Genomic DNA, 23875 nt, shown 5'->3' on the forward strand with positions numbered 1-23875 from the left:
CGCATGCGGGTTCTGATCGTGGACGATGAACATCTGGCGCGCGCCGTGCTGCGCGAATACCTGGCGACGCACGCCGACGTCGAGATCGTCGGCGAGTGCGCCAACGGTTTCGAGGCCGTCAAGGCGATCGCAGAGCTCGACCCCGAGCTGGTGTTCCTGGATATTCAGATGCCGAAACTCGACGGCTTCGAGGTGGTCGAACTGGCCGGCAGCAAGCCGCACTACATCTTCGCCACCGCCTACGATCAGTTCGCGCTGCGGGCGTTCGAGGTGCATGCGATCGATTACCTGCTCAAGCCGTTTTCACGTGCGCGCCTTGGTGAAGCGCTGGCGCAGGCGCGCCTGCGAAACGCCCGGCCGGCGCAGATCGAGGCCGTGGTCAAGGAAGCAGCGGCGCGCCACACGCCCATCGAGCGCATCCTGATCCGCGACGGCGCGCGCGTGCACGTGGTGCCAACGGCCAGCGTGGATTACATCGAGGCGCAGGACGATTATGTGGCCGTCTGCGCGGATGGCAGGCAGTACCTCAAGCTTGGCAGCCTGGCCGAACTCGAGGCGCAGCTCGACTCCGCCATCTTCGTGCGCATCCACCGCTCGCACATCGTCAACCTTGGCGCGATCGCGCGCATCGAACCGGTGAGCAAGGACAATCACTGCGCCGTGCTGAAAAGCGGCGTCAAGCTGCCCATCAGCCGCAGCGGCTACCAGCGTATCCGCGAGCTGCTGGCGTAGACGTTCAGCGCGAATTGTGCGTGCCGAGCTCCCACCACGCCGGCATCAGCGCACGGATGCCCGGCTGGGCGAAGCGGTCGTCGATCAGCCACACCACGCCGCGATCCTGCTCGGTACGGATCACGCGGCCGGCCGCCTGCACCACTTTCTGGATGCCCGGGTACAGGTAGGTGTAGTCGTAGCCGGCGCCAAACAACGTCTGCATCCGCTCGCGCAGTTGTTCGTTGACGGGGTTCACCTGCGGCAGACCGAGCGTAGCGACAAACGCGCCGATCAGGCGCTCGCCCGGCAGGTCGACGCCTTCGCCGAATGCACCGCCCAGCACCGCAAAGCCCACGCCGGCGCCGCCAATGGCGAAGCGGTCGATGAAGCCCTGGCGCGCAGTCTCGCTCATGCGGCGTTCCTGGCGCCAGGCCGTTACGCCCGGGTCCAGCTTCGCCAGCGCGCCGGCCACCTGGTCCATATAGTCGAAGCTGCTGAAGAACGCCAGGTAGTTGCCGGGGCGTTCGTGGAACTGGCGCGCGATCAGTTCGGCGATCGGCTGCACCGACGCGGCGCGCGCCTGGTAGCGGGTCGAAATGCCTTTGGCGACACGCACATCGAGCTGGCTGGCCGTGAACGGCGAATCCACTTCGACCCAGGCCGTGTCGGCCGGCAGGCCAAGCGTATCGGTGCAGTATTGCCAGGTGCCGAGCGTGCCGGAGAACAGCGTGCTCGAATGCGACGCGGCAAAGCGCGGGCCGAGAAACGGCGCCGGTACCACGTTGCGGATGCAGATGGTCGAGTCGCGCAGGGTAGGGCGGTCGGCGTCGCGCGACAGGTCCACCAGCGAATGCGGCCCGAACGATTCAGCCAGGCGCGCAAATTGCAACGCGTCGAAATGAAAGCGCTGCAGGTCAGGGTCGAGCGGACCGGGGAAGGCGGCCAGGTGTTCGTTGATGGTGCTGGATGCATCCTGCAGCGCATCGACCAGTTTCGCCGGCATCGACTCGAGCAGCTGGTACGGCGCGGGCGCGCCCTTGTCGACATTGGTCCAGGCGCGCCCGACCCGCTCGAGCGCTTTCTTGACCGCCGGTGGCGCGACGGCGCGGGCGGCGCGCAGCAGCTCGCGGTCGATCTCTGCGCTGTACATCGAGCGCGCGCGGTTGACCAGGTTGTGGGCTTCGTCGACCAGCACGCTGGCCTTCCAGCCGTTGGCCTGCGCCAGTGCGTACAGCATCGCGCCGCCGTCGAAATAATAGTTGTAGTCGCCGACGATCATGTCGACCCAGCGCGTCATCTCGCTGCCCAGGTAGTACGGGCAGACGTCGTGTTCGAGGGCGACCGTGCGCAGCGCTTCGCGGTCCAGCACCAGCACCTCGGCCGCAGCGGCGCGCGCGGCCGGCAGGCGGTCGTAGAAGCCGCGCGCCAGCGGGCAGGCGTCGCCATGGCACGCTTTATCCGGATGTTCGCAGGCCTTGTCGCGCGCGGTCAGTTCCAGCACGCGCAGCGGGGTTGCAGTTGCCGAGCACAGTTTGGCCGCGCCATCGAGTGCCAGGCGCCGGCCCGGCGTCTTCGCGGCCAGGAAGAACACCTTGTCGATGCCTTGCTGCGGCATGGCTTTGAGGGTCGGGAACAGGCTGCCGACCGTCTTGCCGATGCCGGTCGGCGCTTGTGCCAGCAGGCAGCGCCCGCTCGTGTTGGCGCGGTAGATGCTCTCGGCCAGGTGGCGCTGGCCGGGCCGGAAGTCGGCATGCGGAAAGCGCAGGTGCGTCAGCGCGTCGTTGCGCGCGGCGCGGTGTGCGCTCTCTTGCGCGGCCCAGCTCGAGAAGCGTTCGCACAGGCCCGCAAAATGGGTCTGCAGCCAGGCGCTGTCGCGCTGCTCGCGCAGCACGGTTTCGACGCCGCTGCCGATGTCGTAGTAGACCAGGGCCAGGTTGACTGCGTCCAGGCCGCGCTCCTGGCACAGCAGGTGGCCATACACGCGCACCTGCGCCCAGTGCAGGTGGCGGTGGTTGTCGGGGATGGACTCGGGGCGGCCGCGGTGCGTTTTGATCTCTTCGATCAGGTTCTCGGTTTCGTCGTAGCCGTCGGCGCGGCCGCGCACGCGCAAACCGTTCCATTCGCCCGACAGCGGCAGCTCGGCGCGATAGCCATCGCCCCGGCGTGCGGCAACGACGGCGTGGCCGGCGATGCCTTCTTGCGCGCTGGGCGAGGGCGTGAAGCGCAGGTCGAGGTCACCGGCCTTGGCGGTGAACTCGCACAGTGCGCGCACGGCGATCGTGAAGGCGGGTTGCGTGGTACCGGTCAAATCAGGCCGCCATCTCGGGCGCCAGATCCCAGACCAGGTAGCAGACGGCCACCGGCATCGCATGCGCGGCGCAGTACTCGATCCAGCGCTGCTGGTTGTCCTGCAGGCGGTCGCCCGGGCCTTTCACTTCGATCATCGTGTAGCGGTTTTCGAGAGGGAAGAACTGGATCAGGTCGGGAAAGCCGGTGCGGTTTTCGCGCACGTCGGCCAGGATCCGCTCGCACCACTTGCGCAGGTGGGCCGCCGGGATGCAGTCCAAAGCCAGTTCGACCAGCTCGAGGCTGATGCCGTCCCAGTGCACGAAGGGCGATTGCAGGCCGGCCTTGTCGCGGTACGTCGCGCGGATGGTGTCGCGGTAGACGCCGGAATCGAGTTCGTCGAAGCAGGCGCTAAATTCGGCCAGGCGGCGCGCGTAGAAGTCGGCGCTGTACAGGTCTGCCGGGCCGCGGTGGAACGGGTGGAAGAACGCACCGGGAATGGCGGCAAAGATGGCGCGCCAGCACAGCAGGCCAAACAGCGTATTGGCCAGCGCGTTTTCGACGTAGAACACGGGCGCACCGTCTTGTGCCAGGTGGTCGCGCACCGCGCCTTCGACCCAGCGCTCGCCGTTCGGCGGCACAAGGCACAGGTCGATGCGCTGCACCTCGGTCTTCGGCAGCCGGCCCAGGCGCGCGTGGCCCAGGCGGCGCGCCAGGCGCGGCGCGATGCGGGCCAGGTGCTGGCGCTCGGCGTCGTTCTCGGGGGTGGCCTGGGCCTCGGTCAGCAGGGCCCAGGCGTCGTCGAAGCGCTCGTGTTTTTCAAGGACCCGAATGGCGCGGCCCCGCGCGCCAGGGTAGCGGCAGCGGGCGTAGGCGGCAAACGCGCCATCCCAGTCTTTCTGCTTTTCGTAGTGCTGGCCGATCTGGAACACGAGCTTTTCGCGCCGGCTGGCCAGCCAGTCGTTGTCGAACGCATGCTCGGGCAGGTCGCGCACGACATCCTCGACGGCTTCACCGGCAGCGAAGCGCTCACGGCACGCGTGCAGCAGGATGTAATGGTCGATGTCGGCGCGCTGGCGAAACCCGCGCGAGGCCGGCGAGATCTCGACCTGTTCGTAGCGGAACAGGCCCAGGTCGGACAGCACGAAGTCGGTCCAGCCCTGGCGCAGGTTGCCGAAGAAAACCAGGCGCAGGCGGTCGCACAGCGGCTTGACGTGGATGCGCCAGGCCACGTCGGGGCAGTCGCCATACCAGCCCGAGAAACGACGCGGATCGGCGCAGTCGCTCCGCAAGGCCTCGAGCAGGTCGCCCTTGCGCGCGCTTTTCTGGCGCAGGTGCGGGAAGGCCTGGGCGACTTCGGGCTTGGAGAGCAGCTCGAACAGTTCGTCGAGCGAGAGTTCGGGATCGGCTTCGATCCAGCCGGTGCCAAGCAGGTGGCTGGCGGCCTCGACCGGGCAGCCGATCTCGGCGTAGCGCAGTTTGCTGGCCCGGAACAGCGTGCCTTTTCGCATGACCATGCGCACGAACAGCGCGCGCGCCGCATGCGGCAGGGCAGGGAAGGCGGCCAGGAACGCGTGCTCTTGCGCGTCGAGCAGGTCGGCATAGCGTTCGCCGATCCAGTCGAGCACGCGCTGAAAGTTGTCCAGATAATAAAACTCGTTTTCCAACAACCTGATCATGACCACCCGCGTTACTGTTCTTATGTACAGTATAAGCCCGGGCGGACAGGGAATCCAGCAGTTTCGGCGCGATCGTCCGGGGCGGTGCTAGCGCGTTGGCCGTGGACGACAGGTGTCGTCGCTGCAATGCGCCGGGTTCGCATCCGGTTCGGGCAGCGCGTGACCATTGGCGTGATAGATGACCGCCGAGATCAGCGCGACATCGCTGTCGGGCACCTCGGCGATGCGCGCCGGTCCCGGATGTTTCGCCGGCCGGGCGGCCTGACGCGGTAGCGCAACGCGCATGCGTGCCGGTGCCGGGACAGGAGGCGCGGTCCTGGTTGTGGCCGTCGTCACGCTGCGCTCCGTCACGGCGGGCGGGCGTGTGGGCTTGACTGGCGCCCGCACTACCGCCGCCGGTTTCAACAGGCGCAGCGGCGGCAGCGGCTGGGGCGCGAGGTCCGCCGTGGCGATCACGGGCAAGACAGGGGCTGGCAGCGGCGCATCGATGATCACGGCAGATGCCGCCGGCGCAACCGGTTCGTCCGCCGCGGCCATGCTGCGCGCCACGTTACTGGCGCGCGCGACCTCGAACGGGGGCAACGCGTCCTGGCCTGCCGCCAGCCAGGCCAGGATGCAGGTCAACCCCAGTGCGACGACGACGGCGCCGCCATACCAGGCCAGCCGAATGCCGCTGCCACTCGCCGCAGCGCGGCGCGCCGGCTCGCGTTCGAGCTTGGCGAGGATGCTGTCTTCGTTGCCGCCGCGCCGCGCCGACGACATCAGATTGGGCCGCAGGTGCGGGTGCGTGGGGTTCGCTTGATTTTCGTCGGGTGGACGCACGGCAGCACTCCTAAGATGGGATTTTTCTTGTTCCGATTAGAAACAATCCTGGAGGTACCGATGCTGATTTTTATCGCGCTTCTGTACGTTTGTGGCGCATCCGGGCTGATCTGGCTCGCTGTGTTCCCGGCGGGTCGCGCATTGGCAACGCGCAGCATCGGCAGCCTGCGCGCGCTGGCGAGGCGTGCCGGCGCCTGGCGCCACGCGGGCGGGCGGGCCCTGGATGCCGTGCGCAACAACCCCGCGTTCAGCGTGCGTGCGCGCATCGTGCGCACGGTCCGCCAGCATCGGGTGCTGCTGGCCATTGGCGCGCCGGTGATCCTGATTCCGTCGCTGCTTGCGCTGGCGCTGAGCAACCCCGCCATGCTGCCCGTGTACGAAGGCAGCGCCGCCATGCCGGACGAAAAGGTGGCGGCGCTCCTGGCCGGCGAACAGCTGGCGCCACCCGTGGCGCTGCCACCCGCCGCCTTCACGACCGCCGAAGTCGAACTGGTGCGGCCGATGCTCGTGGGCGCCAGCCGCAACTGGGGCCTGCTGCACCCCGATTTCAGCGCGCGCCTGCTGCTGGCATTCAAGATCATGAAAGAGCAGCACGGCTACGAGATGGCGCTGCTCGAAGGCTACCGCAGCCCGGCGCGCCAGGATGCGCTGGCGGCCAGCGGCAGCAACGTCACCAATGCGCGCGCTTTCCAGAGCTGGCACCAGTACGGCCTGGCCGGCGATTGCGCGTTCCTGCGCGACGGCAAGCTGGTCATTTCTGAAAAAGACCCGTGGGCGATGCGCGGCTACCAGGTCTACGGCCAGGTGGCCGAGTCGCTGGGGCTGACCTGGGGCGGGCGCTGGAAAATGATGGATTTTGGCCACACCGAGTTGCGCCTGCGCGGGGTGATGCAGCGCTGACGCAGCGGCGACTGAGCGTTGCGCCAAGTCCGCCGTGTTGCGCCCGCTCAAGCGGTGGCTGCCATGCGCATGCGAGCATTTCCTGTGAGACTCTTTTTTCAACGGACCTGGGCCCCGCCATGGCACGATTCTGGAAGTTCCTGTCCGACAGCCGCCTGCCGATCCTGATCCTGATCGGCGTGGCGGCCGTCGCGGCGCTCCTGGTGCTCGGCGCCGTGGCGCTGGACATCGGCCTCGTGTGGTCTGCCATCGTGGGCCTGGCCTTGCTGGGCATCTGGGGCGTGGGCTGGATGATCCGGCGCGCCTGGGGTGCGCGCGAAGGGCGCAGGCTCGCGTCGGCCATTGCCACCGATGATGGCGAGGACGAAGGGGCGAACGACGGCGGCAAGGGCGATGTTGCCGTGCTGCGCAAGAACCTGCTCGACGCAGTCAGCACCATCAAGACATCCAAGCTGGGCCTGACGCGCGGGGCGGCCGCGCTGTACGAATTGCCGTGGTATATGGTCATCGGCAACCCGGCGGCGGGCAAGAGCAGCGCCATCGTCCGCTCGGGGCTGACGTTTCCGATCCCCGGCAACAAGGCGTTGCAGGGCGTGGGCGGCACCCGCAATTGCGACTGGTTTTTCACCACCGACGGCATCCTGCTCGACACGGCCGGTCGCTATTCGGTGCAGGAAGACGACCGCGACGAATGGTTCGGCTTTCTCGACCTGCTGCGCCGCCATCGTCAGCGCGCACCGGTGAACGGCATCCTGATTGCCGTGAGCGTGGCCGAGCTGATGGCCGGCCCGGCCACGGCATCGCATGAACTGGCCAAGAACCTGCGCACCCGGATGCAGGAGCTGACCGAGCGCCTGGGCGTGCATCCGCCCGTGTATGTCGTGTTCACCAAAGTCGACCTGGTGGCGGGGTTCCTGGATTTTTTCAGTGACAGCGAACAGGCCGAGCGCGAGCGCATCTGGGGCGCCACGCTGCGCTACAACCGTCGCAGCGCGCCGCAGGACGTGCTGGCGTTTTTCGACGCGCAATTCGAAGAGCTCGTCGATGGCCTGAAGGAGATGAGCCTGGCCGGGATGGGCGCGAACCGCAGCACGCTGATGCGCCCGGGCGTGTTTACCTTTCCGCTCGAATTCGCGGCGATCCGCACGCCGCTGCGTGCGTTTCTGGCCACGCTGTTCGACGAAAACACGTACCAGTTCAAGCCCGTGTTTCGCGGCTTTTACTTTACCAGCGCGCTGCAGGAGGGCAGCGTGCAAGACCTGTCGAGCCTGCGCGTGGCCAGCCGTTTCGACCTGGCGCTCGGCGCGCGCGAGGGCACCGTCGCGGCGCCGACGGGCGAGCAGTCGGGCTACTTTTTGCGCGACCTGTTTCGCACGGTGATCTTCGCCGACCGCGATCTGGTCAAACGCTACACGAAACCGGCGGCGGCGCGCTGGAAGCTGGGCCTGTTCTTCGGGGCCACGATCCTGCTCGGCTGCGCGATGGGCGGCTGGTCCTGGTCCTATCTGGGCAACCGCCAGCTGGTGGCCAACGTACAGGCCGACCTCGATAAAGTCACGAAACTGCAGGCCGGGCGCATCGATCTGCAATCGCGGCTGGAGGCGCTCGACATCCTGCAGGACCGCATCGAGCTGCTCGACGGCTATCACCAGGACAAGCCGTGGGCGCTGGGCTTCGGCCTGTACCAGGGCGGGCAGCTATCGCGCAAGCTGCGCGACGAATACTTCGCCGGCGTGCGCGCGGTGATGGTCGAACCGGTGACGGCTGCGCTCGAAACCATGCTCGCCGAAGTCAATACCAATGCCGCCAACCTCGATCCGACGCGCCAGGCCGCCACGCCGGCGCCCCGGCCGGGCCAGCCCTACCAGGATGCGTCACCCACCAGCGTCGGCGACGCCTACAACGCGCTCAAGACCTACCTGATGCTCGGCGATAAAAGTCATGCCGAGCCGGGACACCTGAACGACCAGCTGACGCGCTACTGGCGCTGCTGGCTGGAAGCGAACCGCGGCGCGATGCCGCGCGAGCAGATGATCCGTAGCGCCGAGCGCCTGCTGAGCTTCCACCTGGCCAATGTCGACGATCCCGCCTGGCCGCAGATGACGCTCAAGCTGGGCCTGCTCGACACCACCCGCGAGCACCTGCGCCGCGTGGTGCGCGGCACGCCGGCGCGCGAACGCGTGTACGCCGACATCCGCACGCGCGCCGCGACGCGCTTCCCGGCGGTGACGGTGGCGCGCATCGTCGGCGAACAGGATGGCGCCCTGGTGGCCGGCAGCCATGCCGTCAGTGGCGCGTTCACCCGCGCGGCGTGGGACAAGTTCGTGCTGGGCGCGATCCGCGAAGCTTCGAGCCGCGAACTCAATACCGTCGACTGGGTACTCAAGACCACGGCGCGCGACGACCTGACATTGGAGGGCAGCCCGGAGCAGATCCAGAAGGCGCTGGTCGACCTGTACAAGGCCGACTACGCACGCGAGTGGGTCAAGTTCCTGCAGGGCGTGACGATCACCGACCTGCGCGGCTTCGACGCCAGCGTGCAGGCGATGAACCGGCTGGGCGACCCGCAATCCTCGCCCATCGCCCGGCTGCTGCGCACGATCCATGAAGAGACCGCGTGGGACAATCCGGGCGGGTTGCGCCTGCCCGCAAGCAAGACCGAACGTGGCGTCGCCGAGTGGATCAAGCAAAAAATCCTGCGCCGGGCCCCGTCCGATGCGCGCACGCTGGCCGACACCATCGATCCTGTCGAATTGACGGGCGGACCGCAAGGCGCGGGGCCCATCGGGCGCGAGTTTGCCGGTGTGGCGCGCCTGGTCGGCGCAAAGGAAAAAGAGGCATCCCTGATGACCGGCTACCTCGACGCGCTGTCGCGCCTGCGCACGCGCCTGAACACGCTGAAGAACCAGGGCGACCCGGGGCCGGGCGCCAAGCAGTTCATGCAGCAGACGCTTGAGGGCAGCGGCTCGGAACTGGCCGAGGCGCTGCGCTACGTCGACGAGCAGATGCTGACCGGGATGAGCGAGAGCCAGAAAAGCGCGCTGCGGCCACTGCTCGTACGCCCGCTGACGCAGACCTTCGCGATGATCGTGCTGCCATCCGAGGCCGAGATCAACAAGACCTGGCAGGCGCAGGTCGTCGAACCGTTTACGCGCACGCTGGCGACCAAGTACCCGTTCGCGCAGGGCTCCAGCGTCGAGGCCACACCGGGCGAGATCAGCCAGGTGTTCGGCCCCGACGGCGCAGTGGCCAAATTCGTGGGCACGGCCATGGGCCCGCTCGTCGTGCGGCGCGGCGACGTGCTGGCCGCGCGCACCTGGGCCGACATCGGCATCTCGCTCGCGCCGCAGGCGGTGGCCGCGTTCCCGGCCTGGATCGCGCCGCTGTCGAACAACGGCGTGGCGGCCGGCACGGCGGCGCAGACCGTGTTTCAGATACTGCCCCTGACGGCGCCTGGCACGCTCGAATACACGGTCGAGATCGACGGCCAGCAACTCCGCTACCGCAACACCCCGCCCAGCTGGAGCAATATGGTGCATCCGGGGCCGCAGGGCGTGTCGGGCGCGCGCGTGTCGGCCATCACGTTCGATGGCCGCACCGTGGAACTGTTCAACCAGCCCGGCCAGTTCGGCCTGCAGCGCCTGTTCGAGTCGGCGCAGCGCACGAAGAAGGACGGCGGCGTGTTCGAGCTGCGCTGGAGCGTCAATAATGTGACGGTGGCAGTCGACCTCAAGATCGTCAGCAGTGCGCAGGCGGGCGGCGGCGGGCAGACGCAGGGGCAGGGGTTTCGTGGCATGCGGCTGCCGCCGTCGATCGTCGGCCACTTCGATGCGCCGCCGCTGGCGACCCCGGCTCCGACGCTGGCCAGCACGGGAGGCCAGTGATGCGCCCCGACCGGATCGGTTACTTCGGCAAGCTGCCGGCACGCGCCGACTTCGTCAAGCTGGCGCATGACCCTGCCGCGATCGGCATGCTCGATGCCTGGCTGGCGCAGGTGATGACGCTGCTGCCGTCCGACGCGCGCTGGCGTTTTCACTACGACGCCATGGCACCCGTCAGTTTTGCCCTCGTCGGCCCGGCGCGCCATCACGCGGTGGCCGGGCATCTGCGCGCCAGCCACGACCAGTCGGGCCGTCGCTTTCCGTTTCTGGCCACGCGCACGCTGACGGTCGCCGATCCGGCCGCGTTCGTGGCGAACTGTCCGGTCGCGTTCGCGCCGCTGTGGGAGTTCCTGCAAGCCATCTGCCCGAAGGTGCTGGCCGACGCCGATCCCACGGCGTCGCTGCAGGCGATCGCCGACAGCGCGATCGGCCTGGGTGACGCGGATGCCTACCTGCACTGGATCGACGCCGGCACGGTCGGCTCGCTCGACGCGCTGCTGGGCGGTTGCGGCGTCGAACGGCTGGTGCTGGCGCTTGGCCTGCTGCTGCAGCCGGTGATGCACAGCCAGCCCAGGGCCCTCGACAAGAGTCTCGTGCTGCCACTGCCGCTCGACGCCGCGGCGCGCTATCCGGTGGCCGCGTTCTGGCTCGGGCTGATCGCGCCGTTCCTGCGGCGCGCCGGGTTCGACCTGGCGCTGTTCATCACGCACCAGGACGAGCGGCCGGTGCTGGTGGTGGGCTTTTGCGACGCGCTGGCCGACACGTTGCGCGCCATGATCGATCCGCTGGTGGGCGCCGAGCTGCAGGTGCGCTTGCGCCACACCGGCTGGATCGACGAGCAGCTGCAGCTTGACCCCGACGTGCGTGCGCTGGCGAGCCAGCTGGCCCAGCCCGACCTGCCGCTGGCGCTGGCACGCGAGCTGTTCATGACCACCTTCATCGGAGCCTGACATGACACTTCGCACACTGATCGTCATGCTGGGCGTCGCGGGTCTGGCAAGCCTGCCGCACGGCGCAGCCCAGGCCCAGGCCGAAGCACCGGTCCTGATCACCGGCACCGTGGCCGACGAAGCCACCCGTGCGGCGCTGCTCGAGCGCCTGCGCAGTGTCTACGGCGCGGCGCGCGTGGTCGACCAGCTGTCGGTCGGCACCGTATCGACGCCCGCCAACTGGAGCGCGTATGTCGGCCGCCTGATCGGGCCGAACCTGCGCCTGGTGAAAGGCGGCCAGCTGAAGGTCGACGGCAACAGCGTCAGCCTGCGCGGCGATGTGCTCAACGAGGGCCAGCGCCAGCAGATCGCGGGCGACATCGCGGCGAGCCTGAATCCCACTTACACGGTCAACAACGGCTTGCGCGTGCAGGCGTCGCAGCAGGGCGTGCTGGATGCAGCACTGGCTGACCGCATCATCGAATTCGAGTCCGGCAAGGCGGCCCTGACGCCGGCCGGCACCGCCGTGCTGGACGGGATGACGGCCGCGCTGCAAAAGATCAAGGGCGTGAAGGTGGCGGTGATCGGGCACACGGACAACGCCGGTTCGCGCGCCGGCAACCTGTCGCTGAGTCAGGCGCGCGCCGAAGCGGTCAAGGCGTATGTGGTGGCGCAGGGCATTGCCGCCGAGTCGATCGCGGTATCGGGCGAGGGGCCCGACCGACCGGTGGCCGACAACCGCACGCCGGAGGGCAAGGCGCGCAACCGGCGCATCGAGTTCAAGGTGATTCAGTAAAGGACTCCCGGCCCGCAAATTGCAGGCCGGGAGTCACCAGGCGTCATGGCAGCGTGATCGTCACGTTCGCCGCTTTAGGCGGCAGCTTGACCAGATCGTTGTACTGCGCCAGCGCATAGCGCGTGTCATTGCCCAGCACTGTCCGGAAGCCCACGTACGCGCCCAGGCCGGCCACCATGAACACCGTGCCCAGCACCCACAGCGACAGGTCGCTGCGGACGCGGTTGATCACTTGGTCCGGCCGCTCGGCCTGCGGCGCGAACCCGCGCGTGCGGCCGCGCATGCGGGCGATCTCGTCGCCCAGGCGCGCCACCAGGTAATCGAGCTTGTCCTTGCCGTCGAGCGCATAGCGCCCCTGGAAACCCAGCAGCAGGCACATATGGAAGACCTCGAGCGCTTCGACGTGCTGCGCCCCGCGCGCGCGCAGGTCTTCGAGTCGGTGAAAGAAGTGTTCGCCGGCCAGCTGGTCGCCGAAGACCCGCAGCTGCAGGGGCCGCGTTTCCCACGCCTCGCGCACGTCGAAGGTCGAGCGCAGGATGATTTCGTCGACTGCCGAGCAAAATGCATATTTGGCAGCCTGAATATCGTCGGCGCTGATGCCCAGTGCCTTGGCGCTGCGGTCGACGTCGCCAAGAAAGCTCGTCATGTTGTCGGCGAAGGCGCCCTTGTCCTGCGGCCCGCAACCGGTCTTGAGCAGGAACAGCGCGTAGAACCCCTCGTACATGATGTCGCTGAGGCGTTGGGTGCGGATGGCGCGCTCGCCGGCATCGGCCTTGGGCGCGGCCCGGCGCTCGATGAACGCGCTCATGCCGACACCGCGATCAGTTCGAGCCGCAATTCGCGCAGCCCGTTGGGAACGTAGACCGAGATCGCCTGCGCCTTGAGCATGGCCTCGTACAGCAGCGCGCGCGCCTCGAGCACGAAGTACACCAGGTCGGGCCGTACGGGGATCGCGCTGGGCACCTGCGGTGCGTGCAGCAGCTTCACGCCCGGCAGCGCCGAGAGCACGCAGCGGTCGACGTCCTCGGGTGCGCCGACCTTGAACTGCAGTGGCACCGTCTCGACCAGACGCAGCGCCGGCATGTCCGCGGCCACCGCCAGATACAGCGTGGTCTGGGGCGTGATGCGGCCCGAGTCGAGTGCGCCATGGTAGTACGACGGCCGGTCGCGCTGCAGGGCGATGGTGAAATAGCGTGACGAAATCACGGTATCGAGCAGGTCGCGGATGATGCCGTCCAGGCGCGCAAACTGCGGCGCCGGATCGGCATGGACATACGACGGCAGGTCATCGAGCCGGTAGCTGCGTGAATAGGTCATCAGGCCACCGGCCAGGTGCAGCAGCGCGCCGTACAGGCGTTCGGGATGCAGTTCGCGGTGGTGCAGGTAATGGGCCAGCGCCGCATAGCCGGCGCTGGCCGTGTGCAGGAGCCAGAACGACGACACGTCGCCGCCGCGGATCTCGACCACGTTGCGGCTCGGTTCGCGCAGGTCGCCATACAGCGCGGCAACCTTGGCCTGCAGCTTTTCCATCAGCCGCGCCAGGGCGCCGTACAGGCCCATTCCGGGGCCGGACACCGCATCGATCGACAGGCTCGGCGGGATGAAGCCCGGATCGGGCTCGAAGCCGCCGGTGGCCACGCGGCGCAGGCGCAGCAGCGGAAAGCTGTCGTACGCTTCGAGCGCTTCGCCTTCGGCCACCAGCCGCAGCGCCTTGCGCAGATACGTGACCGGGGCCTCGGCGGCGCTGCTGTACAGGTCGTGCGTCTCGTGCGTGTCGCGCTGATAGCGGGCAAAGCGCAGATCGCCTTCTGCGTCATCCGGCCTGTCGTCGACATCGCCGGCGTCGCCGCTGCAGTTGTCGCCATGCGTGCGTAGCGCCGGCAGGGCGGCGTGGTACGTCACGCTCTGCAGGTCCGGCGGCAAATCGGCCAGGCGCACCTGGGGCGGCAGCAGGTCGCCGTCGGGCGCCCGGTATATCTCGCCCTCGGGGAACAGCAGCGAGAGCGCCTCGATGCGCAGCACGTCGTTCCTGAGCGCGTCGAGATCGACCGTCAGCTTGCGCACACCCCAGCAATACGGATGCAGCGCGCAGGCAGTCTGGTTCAGGCGCGCCTCGTGGTAGCGCTCCTGCTGCTGAAAATGCTGGGGCCGCAGGAACAATCCCTCGTCCCACAAGACCCTGGATGGCATGCTCACGTCGGCCTCGCTCGATGTCCGAAACTGTTTAGCTTGCAGGAAAGATTCTGCCGTTTATTGACAGCGCGCAGACGCCAGCGCCGTCACCGCACCGGCGGGCCCGCCCGCCACATTCAGCGCACAGGCATGCAGGCCGATGGTGACGCCGTCGCGCTCGGCGTCCACGCTGCTGAGCGTCGTGCGCCAGTGGCCGGCTGCCGGATTGTGGAACAGCGCCACGATGCCGATGTGGCGGGCTTCGCGCGCCACACTTTCAGTGACCTCGTAACGCTGCCCCGGCACCAGCATGATCTCGCGCACGTCGACCAGATCGGCGCCAAGCCGCTCGCGTTCCTGCTGCGGATCGAGAAACGCCGCGTACGGCGCGCCTTCGAACGCGTCCTTCTGGCGCAGCTTGTACAGGCGCACGGCGAGTGCCAGCGGCTGGCCGCGTTCGTTAACGTTCAGGCGCGTCGCCGCGTGCATGCGCAGCAGCACATTGCGTGGCGGCTTTTGCGATTCGGCCAGCGCAGGTGGCTTGCGCAGGCTTGCCAGCGGGCCGAGCGCGGTGCCGCCGCAGCTGGACAGTGCCGCAGCGAGGGCAAGGGCCAGCAGCGCGCAGCGGTTAGTTGCCGTCATTCCGTTCTCCTTGGAATTTTCCTGAGCACCAACGTTGGATTGAATCCGTTTCCAGCCGGGATGCGCTGCGCCAGCGCAAGTGCAGGCAGGTTCGCACCGCGATCCCACACGCGGCTGCTGAATTCGCTTGCCATTGACAGTGCGCAACTTCGCATGGGTCTCGATGCGAATAATGGTGGCTTGTTTATCCACCGGAGCCGAACATGATTCGCCAACGACTGTTACCCATGCTGCTCGGCGTCGCCGTCCTGGCAGGGTGCGCCACAGAAGGGACGGGCGGGAGCGCACCGCGCGCCGCCGTATCCGGAAACCTCTACGCGCAGGCCGATGCGGCAGTGGCGGCGCGCCAGCCCGAACAGGCGATCCTGCTGCTCAAATCGGCCAGCGTGGCCCATCCTGTCGACAAGAAACCGTGGGTGCGCATGGCGCAGATTCGTTTCGACGCCAGCCAGTATGGCGAGGCGATCAGCAATGCGCAGGAAGCGCTGGCGCGCGATCCCAACGACACACTGGCCTACAGCATCATGGCCGTCAGCGGCCTGCGCGTGGCCAGCAAGGCCCTGGCTGACCTGACCCGCAAGAACAATCTGCAGGGCTCGGTGCGCAGCGAGGCGCAGGACCTGGCCAGGCTGCTGCGCACCAGCCTCGGCGAGGAAGTCCTGGTCAACCCGCGCCCGGTTGTGCGCGCGCCGGTGCGCAAGCCGCCGACCCAGACGGCGGTGGCGGCGCCAGCGCGACCCGCACCGGCGCCTGCGGGCGGCAGCCCGTTCGATGTCCTGAAATAACGCCGCAGCCCGTACCAGGGGCCGGCCATGCCGGCCATCCCATCCCCCACTGGAGTCGATATGGCCAAGAACGAGAGCGTACAAAAACGGTTGCAGAAAGTGCGCGCGCCGCGCGTGCAGATGACGTATGACGTCGAGATCGGCGACGCGACCGAAAACAAGGAGCTGCCCTTCGTGGTCGGCGTCGTCGGCGATTTCGGGACCGATCCCCAGGTCGACAAGAAGCGCCTGAAGGACCGCAAGTTCGTCAACGTCGATGCCTCCAATTTCGACGAGGTGCTGGGCGGCGTCGCGCCGGTGGCGAGCTTCCAGGTCGAGAATCACCTGTCGCCCGACGGCGGCACGTTCGGCGTGCAGCTGCAGTTTCGCGAAATGGCCGACTTCCGGCCCGAGTCGGTCGTGCGCCAGGTGGCGCCGCTGGCCGGGCTGCTCGAGGCGCGCACCAAGCTGGCCGACCTGCGCAACAAGCTGGCCGGAAACGACAAGCTGGAAGACATCCTGACCGACGTGCTCGGCAATACCGAAAAGCTGGGCAGCCTGCGCAAGCAGAATGTCGACGCGGGCGAGGAGGGTTGAGATGGCCGCGGTTCTCGACGCAATCAACGCACAGCCGGGCGCGCCCGAGCTGGATGCGACGCTGCTCGACCAGATCGTCGAACAAAGCCGCGTGGCCACGTCCAGCAGCGAGCATGCACGGGCGCGCGACCTGATTTCGGAGCTGGTCAGCCAGGTCATGCAGGGCACGATGGTGATGTCCTCCAACCTGTCGGCCACGATCGATGTCCGGCTGGCAGAGCTCGACCGGATGATCTCGGAACAGCTCTCCGCCGTCATGCACGCGCCCGAATTCCAGAAGCTCGAGCGCAGCTGGACCGGCCTGCAATACCTGGTCAAAAACAGCACCACCGGCGCCAACCTGCAGATCCGCATGCTCAACGCGTCCAAGCGCGAGCTGGTAAAAGACTTCCAGTCGGCCATGGAGTTCGACCAGAGCACGATGTTCAAGAAAATCTACGAAGAAGAATTCGGCACCTTCGGCGGCGCGCCGTACGGCACGCTGATCGGCGACTTCGAGATCTCGCGCCAGCCCGAAGACATGTATTTTCTGGAGCAGATGTCGCACGTGGCCGCCGCCAGCCACGCGCCGTTCATCACATCCTCCAGCCCCGAACTGTTCGGTGTCGAAAGCTTCGGCGAACTGGGCAGGCCGCGCGACCTGGCCAAGGTATTCGACACCGTCGAATACGCGAAGTGGAAGGCGTTCCGGGAATCGGAAGACGCACGCTACGTCGGCCTGACGCTGCCACGCTTCCTGGGCCGGCTGCCGTACCACCCGGCCGACGGCATGACCACCGAAGGCTTCAATTACGTCGAGGATGTCGACGGCAGCGACCATTCGCGCTACCTGTGGTGCAACGCCGCGTATGCGTTCGGCGCGCGCCTGACGCGCGCGTTCGAGGATTACGGCTGGTGCGCGGCAATCCGCGGCGTCGAGGGCGGCGGCCTGGTCGAAAATCTGCCGACGCACACGTTCAAGACCGACGAAGGCGAGGTGGCGCTGAAATGCCCGACCGAAGTGGCGATCACGGACCGGCGCGAGAAAGAGCTGTCGGACCTGGGCTTCATCTCGCTCGTGCACTGCAAGAACACGTCGTACGCGGCGTTCTTTGGCGCGCAGTCGGCGCAGAAGGCGCGCAAGTACAACAACGAGGCGGCCAATGCGAATGCGGTGCTGTCGTCGCAACTTCAATACATCTTTGCCGTGTCGCGGATTGCGCACTACATGAAATCCATGATGCGCGACAAGATCGGCAGCTTCGCGGCAGCGTCCAATGTCGAGGATTACCTGAACCGCTGGCTCACCCAATACGTTCTGCTCGACGATAACGCAAGCCAGGACCAGAAAGCGCAGTTCCCGCTGCGCGAAGCCAGCGTGCAGGTCTCCGAGGTGCCGGGCCGGCCCGGCGTCTACCGCGCCGTGTCGTTCCTGCGACCGCATTTCCAGCTCGACGAGCTGTCCGTTTCGCTCCGTTTGGTCGCGGAGTTGCCGCAATCGACCAAGAACTGACCGCTGTAACCAACTTGTTATTCAACCGACGTTTCAATCACACTTGGAGTAGAACATGGCAATTGACGTGTACCTGCAGATCGACGGGATCAAAGGCGAGTCGCAGGATGACCGGCACAAGGACTGGATCGAGTGCACCTCGGTGAACTGGGGCGTGAGCCAGCCCCGTTCGGCCACGGCATCCACCGGCGGCGGCCACACCGCCGAGCGCTGCGAGCACCAGGAAATCGCGCTGACCAAGCTCGCCGACCTGGCTTCGCCCATCCTGTTGCAGACCTGCTCGGCAGGCAAGACCATCCCGAAGGCCAAGCTGGAATTCATGCGCGCCGATGGCCAGGGCGAGCGCATCAAGTACTTCGAGATCGAGCTTGAAAACGTGCTGATCGGCGGCGTCCAGCCGAGCGTCGCCGAAGGCAGCATCATCCACGAAGCAGTGGGCCTGAAGTTCTCGAAGATCAAGTGGAAATACACCCAGCAGAAGGTGACCGGCGGCGCCGGCGGCAACACCTCGGGCGGCTGGGACCTGGCGGCCAACAAGATCGTCTGAGCGGCGCCCGCCGCTTTCCACGCGGCGGCCGCGCGCCGCCGCGTGTTCGTCGTACCGACTCCCCGGGAGACACCATGCATCGCTGTACGCCCGGCCTGCTCGACCGGCTGATGGACGAACGTCGCGATGCTGTCCCTGACACCTCTTGCACGCGGATTGGCATCGAGGGTTTCAAGGACAGCGTCGCGCGCGACCTCGAAGCGCTGCTCAATACCCGGATCGCGCTTGATGCCGGCGATCTGGCCGGCTACCCGCATGCGCGCGCGTCGCTGCTGCACTATGGCCTGGTCGATTTTGCTGGCTGTTGCCTGACCAGCAGCATCGACCGCGCCGCCATCTGCGCCAGCATCGAAGCGGCGATCGCGGCGCACGAGCCGCGCCTGTCCGACGTACGCGCCGTGCTCGAGCCGGATGCGGGCGCCGTGAATCGGCTGCAGTTCGCCATCCATGCCCGTCTCGTGCTGGACGGCCAGCACGAGACGATCAACTTCAACGCGGTGCTGCAACCGTCGTCGCTGCACTACAACATCCACCGCACCGTTAGGCCCGCCAAAGGCCGCGACGGCACCTGACCAGGAGACACGATGGACATCAATCTCAAGACGCTGATCTCGAAGCTCAACGACACCACCCGCGCGGCGGCCACGCGCGCGGCCGGCATCTGCGTTGGATTGGGCCAGTACGAAGTCGATGTCGAGCACCTGTTTCTTGGCCTGATCGAGCAGCCGGGCAGCGACCTGGCTGCGATCGCGCGCCACTGCGACATCAGTTTGACCGGGCTTGACGCCGACCTGCGCCGCGAGGTGGCGCGCTTTGCCACCGGCAGCGCGCGCATGCCCGTGTTTTCACGCCATCTGCCGCTGCTGTTCGAGCATGCGTGGCTGATCGCTTCGCTCGGGGTCGGCGGGCCGCCAACGATCCGCAGCAGCCATCTGCTGCTGGCCCTCTTGACCGAGCCGTCGCTGGCGCAACTGGCGCAGCGCGCATCGCCGCTGTTCGCGCGCTTTCCGCTTGACCGCCTGAAGCACGATCCCGAACGCCTGACGCGCGGCTCGGTCGAAGCGCAGGGCATCGCGCCCGAGGTCGGCGAGTCAGGGCCGGACGCGGCATCGGCGCTGGCGCAGTCCGCGGGCCGCGCCACGCCCGCCCTCGATCAGTACACGACGTGCCTGACTGCCCGTGCGCGTGACGGCAAGCTCGATCCGGTCATTGGCCGCGACATGGAAATCCGCCAGGCGATCGACATCCTGATGCGCCGGCGCCAGAACAACCCGATCCTGACCGGTGAGGCGGGCGTCGGCAAAACGGCCGTCGTCGAAGGCCTGGCGCTGCGTATCGCGCATGGTGACGTGCCGGATGTGCTCAAGGGTGCCGAGATCCACACGCTCGACATGGGCTTGCTGCAAGCCGGCGCCAGCGTGAAGGGCGAGTTCGAAAACCGTCTCAAGAACGTGATCCAGGAGATCAAGCAAAGCGCGCACGCGATCATCCTGTTCATTGACGAAGCGCACACGATGATCGGCGCCGGCGGCGCGGCCGGCCAGAACGATGCGGCCAACCTGCTCAAGCCAGCGCTCGCGCGCGGCGAGCTGCGTACGATCGCCGCGACCACCTGGGGCGAATACAAGAAATACTTCGAAAAGGATGCCGCGCTCGCGCGGCGCTTTCAGGTGATCAAGGTCGAAGAGCCCGACGAAGACACTGCGGCTGCGATGCTGCGCGCGATGGCGCCATTGATGGAGCAGCACTTCGGCGTGCGCATCTACGACGAGGCCATCACCGAGGCAGTGCGCCTGTCGCACCGCTACATCAGCGGGCGTCAGTTGCCAGACAAGGCGATCAGTGTGCTGGACACGGCGTGCGCCAGGGTGGCGCTGGGCCAGAGCGCGACGCCGGCGCTGCTGGAAGATTGCGGGCGCCGCATCGAGCGTTTCGACGCCCGCGTCAAGGCCCTGAGCCGCGATGCCAGCGCCGGGGACGATCACGCGCAGGTGCTGGCGACGCTGGGCGAGGACCGCGCCAGGGCGACTACCGAGCAGGCCGCGCTGCAGCGCCGCTGGGCCGACGAGCAGGTGCTGGCGGGCCAGATCGGTACACTGCGCGCCGAACTCGAAGCGGCCGGATTGAACGGGGCCGACGGCGGCAGCACGCAGCTGCGCGCGCTCGGCGAGCGCCTGCGTAGCCTGCAGGGCGACGCCCCGCTGGTGCCTGTGCAGGTCGACGGGCACACGGTCGCCGCCATTGTCGCGGCCTGGACCGGCATCCCGCTCGGACGCATGGTCAAGGATGAAATCCGCACCGTCGTCAATCTGCAGGCGATGCTCGACGAGCGCATCCTGGGCCAGCGCCACGCGAGCAGCGTCGTGGCCCAGCGCGTGCGCACGGCGCGCGCCAGTCTCGACGATCCGAACAAGCCGAAGGGCGTGTTCCTGTTCGTTGGCACCTCGGGCGTGGGCAAGACCGAAACGGCGCTGGCGCTGGCCGACATCCTGTACGGCGGCGAGCGCAAACTCATCACGATCAATATGAGCGAGTACCAGGAAGCGCACAGCGTCTCCGGCCTCAAAGGCTCGCCGCCGGGCTATGTGGGTTATGGCGAAGGGGGCGTGCTGACCGAAGCGGTGCGGCGCAACCCGTACAGTGTGGTGCTGCTCGACGAAGCCGAGAAAGCGCACCCGGACGTGCTCGAGCTGTTCTTCCAGGTCTTCGACAAGGGCGTGATGGACGACGCCGAAGGCCGCGAAATCGACTTTCGCAACACGATCATCATCCTGACGTCGAACGTGGGCGCCAGTCAGGTGATGGCCGCGTGCCTGAACAAGCCGGCCGCCGACATGCCCGCGCCCGACGCGCTGGCCGACCTGCTGCGTCCGAGCCTGATGAAGCATTTCAAGCCGGCGTTCCTGGGCCGCTTGAGCGTGGTGCCGTTCTATCCGATCGGTGACGAGGTGCTGGCCAATATCATCCGCCTGAAGCTCGCGCGCATCGGCGCGCGCGTGCTGGACAACCACAAGGCCCTGTTCGAGTACGACGACGCGCTGGTGGCGGCAGTGCTCAGCCGCTGCACGGAAGTCGATTCCGGCGCGCGCAATGTCGACAATATCCTGGGCGGCACGCTGCTGCCCGACATCGCTGACAGCGTGCTGGCGCGGATGATGGAAGGCGGCGCGATCACGCGTGTGAAGGTCGGCGCCACCCGCGCCGGCAAGTTCAAATACCTGATCGAACCGGTGCAGGCTTGATCTCAAGGAGACACCATGCTCGATATCGCCGCTCTTCTCAAACCCATCACGCCGGACAATCCGTGCGGCGCCGATCTGGCGTTCGCGCCCGAAGTCGACGCCATCGCCCGCGCGCGCCTGGCCGACGATCCGTCGCTGGAGCAGGGCGCCTGGGTCACGGCGCTCAAGGAAGCCGACTGGAAGTTCGTCGGCAAACACTGCGCAGCTTTGCTCGAAACTCGAAGCAAGGACTTGCAACTGGCTGTCTGGCTGGCCGAGGCAAGCACAAAAACCGGCGGCATGCGCAGTCTGGCCGACGGCCTGGGCCTGGTAGCCGCGCTGTGCGAGCGCTACTGGGACGACGTGCACCCGCAGGCCGACGAAGACGGTGTCGAGCGGCGCATCGGCATCCTGGCCTGGCTGGCGGGCCACGTGGCGCCGCTGGCCAAGGGTGTCGCGCTGGACGAGAGCGGCGCGCTGACGCTGCAAGGGTGGGAAGTGGCGCGCACACGCGGGCCGGAAGCCGTTGCCGAACTGGACGCGCTGCGTGCGCGCGGCAAGCCGGCGTTCGTGAAGGCGCTGCTGGCCGACTGCGACGCATGCGTTGTGGCGCTGGACGAACTGGAACGGGTCGTCGATGCGCGACTGGGCAACGACGGCCCGAGCTATCGCGCGGCCCGCACGGCGCTGCGCGACGTCATCGACCTGATGTCCCCTGGCTTGCCGGCGGCCGTCACGGAGAATGCGTCAGCAACGATGGGGGAGGGTGGCGCCATCGCCGTGGTGCGCTCCGGCCGGCAAGGCGCGCCGGTTCAGGGGCGCGACCAGGCGCTGGCCCAGCTGCGCCAGGTTGCCGAGTTTTTCCGGCGTACGGAGCCGCACAGCCCCGTCGCGTATCTGGCGGAAAAAGCAGCGCGCTGGGGCGAGCAGCCATTGAATGCGTGGCTGCGTGCGGTGATCAAGGACGAAGCGTCGCTGGCGCGGCTCGAAGACTTGCTGGGGATTGATGGCCAGGCTGATTAGCCGGCGAAGCTCCCGGCGCCCTGAGGGGCCGGGTTGCGGGGAGGGCGAAATTACTCGGATTTGTCCTGCTTGCCACCGCCGGGGGTGACGATGGTACTGGCGCGTTCGAACTGCGCTTCGACCGTCTGCACGGCCTGGCGCGTGGCGGCCGTCACCTGTTCATACCCTTTGAAGGCATTGTCGATCGCCGCCTTCATGATCTGGACCGCATTCTCCGACCCCGGCTTGACGTTCTGGGTGACGTCATAGATCAGCGCCGACAGCGTGTTCTTCGCTTCGACCGCGTGCGCATCGGCCGCACCGCGGAACTCGTTGTGCATGTCGTCGATGATGGCTTTCAACTGCGTCGTGTACTCGGCTGCGTTGGTCACGCCGGCGGCTGGCTGCATGCGCGCCGCGAGCGTTTCGAATGCGGTTTTCGGGTTGCCGGCCTGGGCGATGTCGCGGCCCGCTTGCAGCGTGCTGTCCATCGTGCTCTTGGCAGCGTTCATGTTCAGGGCGACGACCTGCTCGACGCCCTTGACGGTCTTGCCGGCCAGCGCATTAAAGGTCTGCATCTGCAGGTCGAACAGGGTTTTCGTGGCGTTGGCAAACTGTTCCGGGCTGGTAAACATGGGGTGTCTCCTCAGTGGGTAAGCTGTTTTTGAAAGCTGAACGATGACAGACAAGCGACGTCTGCCGGGTCATTATTTAACAACGATGGGTTTTTCGCAACGCGCGTCACGATACGGGCCGTTCGACTTCACCCAGCCTTCACCCAGCGGCGTCGGCGAACAGGCCAGTGCGCCCGTGAGCTTGCTGCGCCATTGGTAATACGGCGCCGGTGCAGCCAGGCTGGAAGCGACGACGACCATGAGCGCCGCCCCGAGGGCGGCAGAGCGAAGAATCTGCATGATGTCCATGCTCGACCGTTACGGCGTTCAAGTCAAGCGCGCACTTGTCCTTCCCATCGTGGCAAGGTGTAAGCTGGTGCCTGACCCACGACAGGAGCTGACCGTGCAAGCACCCGCATCGAGCATGAACATCGGCGACGCCGCCCGCGCGTCTGGCGTCACCGCCAAGATGATCCGCCACTACGAATCGATCGGCCTGGTGCCGGCGCCACGCCGCACGGATGCCGGTTATCGCCTCTACAGCGAGCGCGAGGTGCGCGTGCTGCAATTCATTCATCGGGGGCGGGCGCTGGGCTTTTCGCTGGACCAGATCAGGAATCTGCTGGCGTTGTGGGAAGACAAGGGCCGGGCCAGTGCCGATGTGCGCGCACTGGCGCAGACGCATATCGAGGAACTGGACCGCAAGATCGCCGGGATGGCAGCGATGCGGCGCACGCTGGTAAGCCTCGCAGCGTCGTGCCATGGCGATGCGCGCTCGGCCTGCCCGATCCTGGATGATCTGGCGGCGCACTGAGCC

General features: G+C 67.2%; 21 protein-coding genes. 13 read left to right on the plus strand and 8 right to left on the minus strand.

Annotation, left to right across the window (positions count from 1 at the left end; translation table 11 throughout):
* Positions 1-3: 3 nt before the first annotated feature.
* Entirely contained in the window at positions 4-732 is a 729-nt protein-coding gene (locus AC56LY_RS06005) for a LytR/AlgR family response regulator transcription factor (RefSeq protein ID WP_499577402.1), read from the plus strand.
* 4 nt (positions 733-736) lie between these two features.
* Here AC56LY_RS06005 and AC56LY_RS06010 read toward each other — a convergent pair whose 3' ends face one another.
* The 3 genes from AC56LY_RS06010 to AC56LY_RS06020 all read right to left on the minus strand — a co-directional run bounded on the left by AC56LY_RS06010 (position 737) and on the right by AC56LY_RS06020 (position 5501).
* Complete coding sequence (locus AC56LY_RS06010; RefSeq protein WP_499577404.1) at positions 737-3085, minus strand: ATP-dependent DNA helicase; 2349 nt, start codon at positions 3083-3085, stop codon at positions 737-739.
* Positions 3024-4679 (minus strand): VRR-NUC domain-containing protein, encoded by a 1656-nt coding sequence (locus tag AC56LY_RS06015; RefSeq protein WP_499577407.1) that lies wholly within the window; start codon positions 4677-4679, stop codon positions 3024-3026. The genes AC56LY_RS06010 and AC56LY_RS06015 overlap by 62 nt, the downstream gene beginning before the upstream one ends.
* 87 nt (positions 4680-4766) lie before the next feature.
* Positions 4767-5501, minus strand: a complete 735-nt coding sequence (locus tag AC56LY_RS06020; protein ID WP_499577410.1) for a hypothetical protein — start codon at positions 5499-5501, stop codon at positions 4767-4769.
* Positions 5502-5561: 60 nt separating this feature from the next.
* On the opposite strand from AC56LY_RS06020, the gene AC56LY_RS06025 reads away from it, so the two are divergent.
* The 4 genes from AC56LY_RS06025 to AC56LY_RS06040 all read left to right on the plus strand — a co-directional run bounded on the left by AC56LY_RS06025 (position 5562) and on the right by AC56LY_RS06040 (position 12007).
* Positions 5562-6401, plus strand: coding sequence for a M15 family metallopeptidase (locus AC56LY_RS06025; protein ID WP_499577413.1), 840 nt, complete (start codon positions 5562-5564; stop codon positions 6399-6401).
* Between the two features lie 119 nt (positions 6402-6520).
* A complete protein-coding gene (gene tssM, locus AC56LY_RS06030; protein WP_499577415.1) occupies positions 6521-10285 on the plus strand; it encodes a type VI secretion system membrane subunit TssM in 3765 nt (1254 codons plus the stop codon).
* Positions 10285-11232: a type VI secretion system-associated protein TagF gene (gene tagF, locus AC56LY_RS06035; protein WP_499577417.1), complete on the plus strand. Its 948-nt coding sequence runs from the start codon at positions 10285-10287 to the stop codon at positions 11230-11232. Before tssM ends, tagF begins: the two co-directional genes overlap by 1 nt.
* 1 nt (position 11233) lies before the next feature.
* Positions 11234-12007: an OmpA family protein gene (locus AC56LY_RS06040; protein ID WP_499577419.1), complete on the plus strand. Its 774-nt coding sequence runs from the start codon at positions 11234-11236 to the stop codon at positions 12005-12007.
* Positions 12008-12050: 43 nt separating this feature from the next.
* Here AC56LY_RS06040 and icmH read toward each other — a convergent pair whose 3' ends face one another.
* The 3 genes from icmH to tssJ are packed head-to-tail and all read right to left on the minus strand — an operon-like array spanning position 12051 to position 14821.
* The gene (gene icmH, locus AC56LY_RS06045) at positions 12051-12815 is read right to left on the minus strand and encodes a type IVB secretion system protein IcmH/DotU (RefSeq protein ID WP_499577421.1); all 765 of its coding nucleotides are present in this window, start codon (positions 12813-12815) and stop codon (positions 12051-12053) included.
* Positions 12812-14203, minus strand: coding sequence for a type VI secretion system baseplate subunit TssK (gene tssK / locus AC56LY_RS06050; RefSeq protein WP_499577422.1), 1392 nt, complete (start codon positions 14201-14203; stop codon positions 12812-12814). Before tssK ends, icmH begins: the two co-directional genes overlap by 4 nt.
* A 54-nt stretch (positions 14204-14257) precedes the next feature.
* Positions 14258-14821 carry a type VI secretion system lipoprotein TssJ gene (tssJ, locus tag AC56LY_RS06055; protein WP_499577424.1) on the minus strand — a complete coding sequence of 188 codons (564 nt, stop codon included), beginning with the start codon at positions 14819-14821 and terminating at the stop codon, positions 14258-14260.
* A 203-nt stretch (positions 14822-15024) separates the two neighbouring features.
* Here tssJ and AC56LY_RS06060 point away from each other — a divergent pair, with 203 nt between their 5' ends.
* From AC56LY_RS06060 to tssA, 7 genes are all read left to right on the plus strand, one after another.
* Positions 15025-15606 carry a tetratricopeptide repeat protein gene (locus AC56LY_RS06060; protein WP_499577427.1) on the plus strand — a complete coding sequence of 194 codons (582 nt, stop codon included), beginning with the start codon at positions 15025-15027 and terminating at the stop codon, positions 15604-15606.
* Positions 15607-15666: 60 nt separating this feature from the next.
* The gene (tssB, locus tag AC56LY_RS06065; RefSeq protein ID WP_499577429.1) at positions 15667-16182 is read left to right on the plus strand and encodes a type VI secretion system contractile sheath small subunit; all 516 of its coding nucleotides are present in this window, start codon (positions 15667-15669) and stop codon (positions 16180-16182) included.
* A 1-nt stretch (position 16183) separates the two neighbouring features.
* On the plus strand, positions 16184-17674 hold the full coding sequence (gene tssC, locus AC56LY_RS06070) for a type VI secretion system contractile sheath large subunit (RefSeq protein ID WP_499577431.1): 1491 nt from the start codon (positions 16184-16186) through the stop codon (positions 17672-17674).
* A gap of 55 nt (positions 17675-17729) precedes the next feature.
* A complete protein-coding gene (locus AC56LY_RS06075; protein ID WP_183551309.1) occupies positions 17730-18221 on the plus strand; it encodes an Hcp family type VI secretion system effector in 492 nt (163 codons plus the stop codon).
* A gap of 74 nt (positions 18222-18295) precedes the next feature.
* Positions 18296-18793 carry a type VI secretion system baseplate subunit TssE gene (tssE, locus tag AC56LY_RS06080; protein WP_499577432.1) on the plus strand — a complete coding sequence of 166 codons (498 nt, stop codon included), beginning with the start codon at positions 18296-18298 and terminating at the stop codon, positions 18791-18793.
* Between the two features lie 12 nt (positions 18794-18805).
* On the plus strand, positions 18806-21463 hold the full coding sequence (gene tssH / locus AC56LY_RS06085) for a type VI secretion system ATPase TssH (protein ID WP_499577434.1): 2658 nt from the start codon (positions 18806-18808) through the stop codon (positions 21461-21463).
* A 15-nt stretch (positions 21464-21478) separates the two neighbouring features.
* Positions 21479-22465 (plus strand): type VI secretion system protein TssA, encoded by a 987-nt coding sequence (gene tssA, locus AC56LY_RS06090; RefSeq protein WP_499577436.1) that lies wholly within the window; start codon positions 21479-21481, stop codon positions 22463-22465.
* Between the two features lie 50 nt (positions 22466-22515).
* Here tssA and phaP read toward each other — a convergent pair whose 3' ends face one another.
* Positions 22516-23079 carry a TIGR01841 family phasin gene (gene phaP, locus AC56LY_RS06095; protein WP_499577438.1) on the minus strand — a complete coding sequence of 188 codons (564 nt, stop codon included), beginning with the start codon at positions 23077-23079 and terminating at the stop codon, positions 22516-22518.
* Positions 23080-23151: 72 nt separating this feature from the next.
* Positions 23152-23367 carry a hypothetical protein gene (locus AC56LY_RS06100; protein ID WP_499577439.1) on the minus strand — a complete coding sequence of 72 codons (216 nt, stop codon included), beginning with the start codon at positions 23365-23367 and terminating at the stop codon, positions 23152-23154.
* 115 nt (positions 23368-23482) lie between these two features.
* Here AC56LY_RS06100 and cueR point away from each other — a divergent pair, with 115 nt between their 5' ends.
* Positions 23483-23872: a Cu(I)-responsive transcriptional regulator gene (gene cueR, locus AC56LY_RS06105; protein WP_499581966.1), complete on the plus strand. Its 390-nt coding sequence runs from the start codon at positions 23483-23485 to the stop codon at positions 23870-23872.
* Positions 23873-23875 lie beyond the last annotated feature (3 nt).

The sequence above is a fragment of the Telluria sp. ZT3P25 genome, from assembly GCF_059685895.1.

Coding starts and splice junctions, on each gene's coding strand:
- AC56LY_RS06005 (WP_499577402.1), top strand. CDS start 4: ATGCGGGTTCTGATCGTGGACGATGAACATCTGGCGCGCGCCGTGCTG.
- AC56LY_RS06010 (WP_499577404.1), bottom strand. CDS start 3,085: ATGCGATGCCGGTGGCCGTCTGCTACCTGGTCTGGGATCTGGCGCCCG.
- AC56LY_RS06015 (WP_499577407.1), bottom strand. CDS start 4,679: ATGATCAGGTTGTTGGAAAACGAGTTTTATTATCTGGACAACTTTCAG.
- AC56LY_RS06025 (WP_499577413.1), top strand. CDS start 5,562: ATGCTGATTTTTATCGCGCTTCTGTACGTTTGTGGCGCATCCGGGCTG.
- tssM (WP_499577415.1), top strand. CDS start 6,521: ATGGCACGATTCTGGAAGTTCCTGTCCGACAGCCGCCTGCCGATCCTG.
- tagF (WP_499577417.1), top strand. CDS start 10,285: ATGCGCCCCGACCGGATCGGTTACTTCGGCAAGCTGCCGGCACGCGCC.
- AC56LY_RS06040 (WP_499577419.1), top strand. CDS start 11,234: ATGACACTTCGCACACTGATCGTCATGCTGGGCGTCGCGGGTCTGGCA.
- icmH (WP_499577421.1), bottom strand. CDS start 12,815: ATGAGCGCGTTCATCGAGCGCCGGGCCGCGCCCAAGGCCGATGCCGGC.
- tssJ (WP_499577424.1), bottom strand. CDS start 14,821: ATGACGGCAACTAACCGCTGCGCGCTGCTGGCCCTTGCCCTCGCTGCG.
- AC56LY_RS06060 (WP_499577427.1), top strand. CDS start 15,025: ATGATTCGCCAACGACTGTTACCCATGCTGCTCGGCGTCGCCGTCCTG.
- tssB (WP_499577429.1), top strand. CDS start 15,667: ATGGCCAAGAACGAGAGCGTACAAAAACGGTTGCAGAAAGTGCGCGCG.
- tssC (WP_499577431.1), top strand. CDS start 16,184: ATGGCCGCGGTTCTCGACGCAATCAACGCACAGCCGGGCGCGCCCGAG.
- AC56LY_RS06075 (WP_183551309.1), top strand. CDS start 17,730: ATGGCAATTGACGTGTACCTGCAGATCGACGGGATCAAAGGCGAGTCG.
- tssE (WP_499577432.1), top strand. CDS start 18,296: ATGCATCGCTGTACGCCCGGCCTGCTCGACCGGCTGATGGACGAACGT.
- tssH (WP_499577434.1), top strand. CDS start 18,806: ATGGACATCAATCTCAAGACGCTGATCTCGAAGCTCAACGACACCACC.
- tssA (WP_499577436.1), top strand. CDS start 21,479: ATGCTCGATATCGCCGCTCTTCTCAAACCCATCACGCCGGACAATCCG.
- phaP (WP_499577438.1), bottom strand. CDS start 23,079: ATGTTTACCAGCCCGGAACAGTTTGCCAACGCCACGAAAACCCTGTTC.
- AC56LY_RS06100 (WP_499577439.1), bottom strand. CDS start 23,367: ATGGACATCATGCAGATTCTTCGCTCTGCCGCCCTCGGGGCGGCGCTC.
- cueR (WP_499581966.1), top strand. CDS start 23,483: ATGAACATCGGCGACGCCGCCCGCGCGTCTGGCGTCACCGCCAAGATG.